Source organism: Candidatus Magnetaquicoccus inordinatus, from assembly GCF_004217665.1.
In the GTDB taxonomy this organism is placed as follows: Bacteria; Pseudomonadota; Magnetococcia; order Magnetococcales; family Magnetaquicoccaceae; genus Magnetaquicoccus; species Magnetaquicoccus inordinatus.
This window is the reverse complement of sequence record NZ_RXIU01000211.1, coordinates 2,588-6,392: the sequence shown is the minus strand read 5'-3', so window position 1 is coordinate 6,392 and position 3,805 is coordinate 2,588. Positions and strand designations below refer to the sequence as shown.

Below are 3,805 nucleotides of genomic sequence, written 5' to 3'. Positions count from 1 at the left end.
CTCACAGTCAACCGGCGCCCAGTTCGGCAGCCAGCGGTAGCGAAAAAAGAGAGGAAGCTGTCTCGGCAATAGCGGTTGTCGAGCAAACAGCTTCCGTTAATTCCATGCAGACTCCTGACAGCTCGAGCCCAGCACAGGCGTCGGTTGCGGCAGAGAAGGAGGTGGCCAGCGCGCCGTCAGCGGTGAGTTCCGCGTCGGTTGCGGCAGAGAAGGAGGTGGCCAGTGCGCCGGTAGCGGCGAGTTCCGCGTCGGTTGCGGCAGAGAAGGAGGTGGCCAGTGCGCCGTCAGCGGTGAGTTCCGCGTCGGTTGCGGCAGAGAAGGAGGTGGCCAGTGCGCCGTCAGCGGTGAGTTCCGCAGCGGTTGCGGGAGAAAAGGAAGTGGCCAGCGCGCCGGTAGCGGCGAGTAGCGCAGCCGTTGCGGGAGAAAAGAAAGAGGTCAGCTTGTCAGCAACTTCTGAGTCTGCTCCTGCTCTTGCGGCAGGGGAGTCGGTGGAGCAGGCTGCGCCAGCAGAGGCAACAGTTGTTTCCACCCCTGAAACGGGGTCGGCAACTGCCGCTTCTGCCAGCTCCGGGGATGCGGCAGGGGTGAGTGTCAGCGCACAAAAAGGGGTGGCAGAGCAACCATCGCTTTCTTCATTCTGTGCTCTCAAAAAGCCCAATAGTGGGCAAAAAGAGCGAGCCAGGGTGCAACAACAGTCGGCTTGGCAGCAGGCCGCTAACATGCGTTACTATGGACAGTTTTGTGCTGCCTGTCATGGCAATTTACCGGCAGAGCGTGTAGAGACATTATTGCGCCGCAATGCCCAACGGTGGCAGCAACCGCTCCCCTTTGCCGGGTATCCACCGCCGTGGTGGTATTGGCAAGGGACATGGCCGCCTGCTGCACGCTATGGACAGCAGGAGAAGGGAAGGAGTAGCCGGTGAGTGAGGTGCAGATTATGGTGGAGGAGCACTTTTTGCCTCCGGGAACGGTCGCTTTGGTGGGTGCAGGGCCAGGGGATCCCAATTTATTGACGGTGGCAGCACTCAAGGCTTTGCACACCGCCGATGTGGTCGTGCACGATGCCTTGGTCTCTCCGGCGATTTTGCAGTTGATTCCGACCGGTATTGAGGTGATCTCTGCGGGAAAGCGGGGGGGCAATCCCTGCTCAACCAATCAAGCTGATATTACTGAGACTTTGGTGGTTTTGGCCAAAGCGGGACGGCGGGTGGTGCGTCTGAAAGGGGGAGATCCCTTTGTTTTTGGTCGTGGGGGAGAAGAGGCGTGCCGTCTCTTTGCCGAGGGGATCTCTTTTCGGATTATTCCTGGATTGACCTCTGGTATTGCCGGACCAGCTTATGCGGGCATTCCCATTACCCATCGGGCAGTCAATGCCAATGTGGCCTTTATTACGGGTCATGAATCGGCTGAAAACAGCGCTTTTCGGGAAGGGGAGGATGAGTTTTCCCGTTTGGATTGGGAAGCGATGGCGCGTACCTTTCCGGTGTTGGTTTTGTATATGGCCATGAAAAATCTGGCACAGGTCAGCAAACGCTTGATGGCCGGTGGACGCTCTGCCGATACCCCGGTGGCCTTGATTCAGTGGGCAACCACGCCGCAGCAGCGTACTTTGGTGACCAGCTTGGGGCGTTTGGTGGAAGATGTGGAAGCCTGTGCCATGAAGCCGCCAGTGATCATCGTCGTGGGAGAGGTGGTACGGTTGCGCGAGGAGATGTCCTGGTTTGCTGATGAGACCATCCGTATACCCGGTTCCGCATGACAGCAGCGTATGACCGTTTGTAACTATTCAGCACCCAAAACTATTGCGGGTCCAGGGAGGGCACCTCCCTGGCCGGGTCCAGGGATGGAATCCCTGGGATTTTGCTTTTAATCTTTTGCCTTTGGCGCGCTTTTCAAACTGAGCCGACGCGCTCTTTGCGTCGGCTTAAGCGCCTAATGGAAGCAAGCTGTTGGCATTGGCGCGCATTTTTTGCGCCAATGCCAACAGCGTCCCCATGGGGGTAGAGCTGGCGAGCCAGCACGAACCTGAATAGTTACGACCGTTTTTAGCTTAAAAACGAGACGTGGTAGGCTGGAAGCAAATCCTCCAGATGCCAGTTCGTGATCGTTTTATAAATATTCACCCACCAAAACAATTGCGGGTCCAGGGAGGGTGCCTTCCTGGTGGAGCCTCTGGGGGTTTGTTTTTTGCCTTTGGTGCGCTTTTCACACGATGCCAACGTGCTCTTTGCATCGGTTTAAGCGCCTAATGGAAGCAGACTGCGCAGATTGGTGCGCATTTTTGCGTCAACTCGTACCGCATCCCCATGGGGGTAGAGCTGGCTAGCCACACAAACCTGAACAGATACCCGATGTATTTGTTTGGGCTTTGTGCTTGCCTCGACAGAAACTCTTGCACTATAAATTGAGAATGTGTATCATTGAGAGAATCACGATCATTACTCAATCTGAGTTGCAACCATGGAACCATCGACGCGCACAATTTTGTTGGCTCTTCAGGGAGTAGCCTGTGGCTATCCAGGACATACGGTGGTCCATGACCTTTCCTTCGCCGTGGGCAAAGGGGAGATGGTCGCCTTGCTTGGTTCCAGTGGTTGTGGGAAGAGTACCATTTTGCGCGCCATAGCAGGCCTGACTCCGTTGCAGCAAGGAGAGATTATGCTCAACGGCCAGACGATCTCCCGTTCTGGATATACCCTGGCCCCCGAAAAACGGCATATCGGGATGGTGTTTCAGGATTATGCCCTGTTTCCCCATTTGAGTGTCGAAGCCAATATCGCCTACGGTTTGCAAAAAGAGCGGCCAGAGCAACGGCGGCAGATGGTCGAAGAGATGCTGGAGTTGGTGGGGCTGCAGGATCTGCGCAAACGCTATCCGCATGAAATTTCAGGAGGACAACAACAACGAACAGCCTTGGCACGTGCCCTGGCTCCGCATCCTGAGCTGATTCTCTTGGATGAACCCTTTTCCAATCTGGATGTGGATTTGCGGGAACGGCTCAGCCTGGAAGTGCGACAAATTTTGGAAAGCCAAGGCATGACCGGTATTCTGGTGACCCACGACCAGCACGAAGCTTTTGCCTGGGGGGATAAAGTGGCGGTGCTGCATGCGGGGGCGCTGCGACAGTGGGGTAGCCCTTATGAACTGTATCATCAACCGGTTGATCGTTTTGTGGCCGGATTTATCGGCCAAGGGGCCTTTCTGCACGGAATTTGTCTGGGAGCAGAAGGTATCAATACCGAACTGGGCATTTTGCAGGGCAAACAAAACTATTCCGGGACAAAAGGAGCCCCCTTGCAGGTTTTGATACGTCCTGATGATGTGTTGCCGGATGAACACTCTGCCATCAAGGCACAGGTGGTGCGTCGCGCCTTCAAAGGGGCGGAAATACTCTATACGTTGCGTTTGCAATCGGGTTGTCAGCTCTATTCGCTGTTTCCCTCGCATCAAGACCATGCCCTGGGCGATTGGGTTTCTATTCGGGTAGCAACCGATCATCTGGTCGCCTTTCCTGAACGGGCCTGCTGCTGACATTTTTGACAGATACAGATGTTTGCTGAATAAATAATTTTAACAGGGATAAAGGAGTGATAGGCATGTCACGATCTGGATGGAGCTTGCTGCTGGCTGCTCTTTGCTGGCTGTTCTCTGGGTTGGCGCAGGCGGGTGAGGAGATTGTCATCTACTCGGCGCGCAAGGAGCAGTTGCTGAAACCGATTCTCGATGCCTATCAGAAAAAGAGCGGGGTCACTGTGCGTTATCTGACCGATAATGAAGCGCCTCTGTTGGCCCGCTTGCAGGCCGA

2 protein-coding genes and 2 pseudogenes are annotated in these 3,805 nt (G+C 55.4%); all 4 read left to right on the top strand.

The window, feature by feature from the left end; translation table 11 throughout:
• Nucleotides 1-923 (top strand): annotated as a pseudogene (locus EJP87_RS17945) (hypothetical protein); the annotation flags it as partial.
• Nucleotides 920-1,759, top strand: coding sequence for a uroporphyrinogen-III C-methyltransferase (cobA, locus tag EJP87_RS13035; RefSeq protein WP_227657629.1), 840 nt, complete (start codon nt 920-922; stop codon nt 1,757-1,759). The pseudogene EJP87_RS17945 and the gene cobA, both read left to right, overlap by 4 nt.
• A gap of 701 nt (nt 1,760-2,460) precedes the next feature.
• Nucleotides 2,461-3,531 carry an ABC transporter ATP-binding protein gene (locus EJP87_RS13030; RefSeq protein ID WP_130472306.1) on the top strand — a complete coding sequence of 357 codons (1,071 nt, stop codon included), beginning with the start codon at nt 2,461-2,463 and terminating at the stop codon, nt 3,529-3,531.
• A 65-nt stretch (nt 3,532-3,596) separates the two neighbouring features.
• A pseudogene (locus tag EJP87_RS17940) lies at nt 3,597-3,805 on the top strand (hypothetical protein); the annotation flags it as partial.

What these genes read in the sequence shown, in the direction of transcription:
- EJP87_RS13030 (WP_130472306.1), top strand. Translation starts at nt 2,461, where the DNA reads ATGGAACCATCGACGCGCACAATTTTGTTGGCTCTTCAGGGAGTAGCC.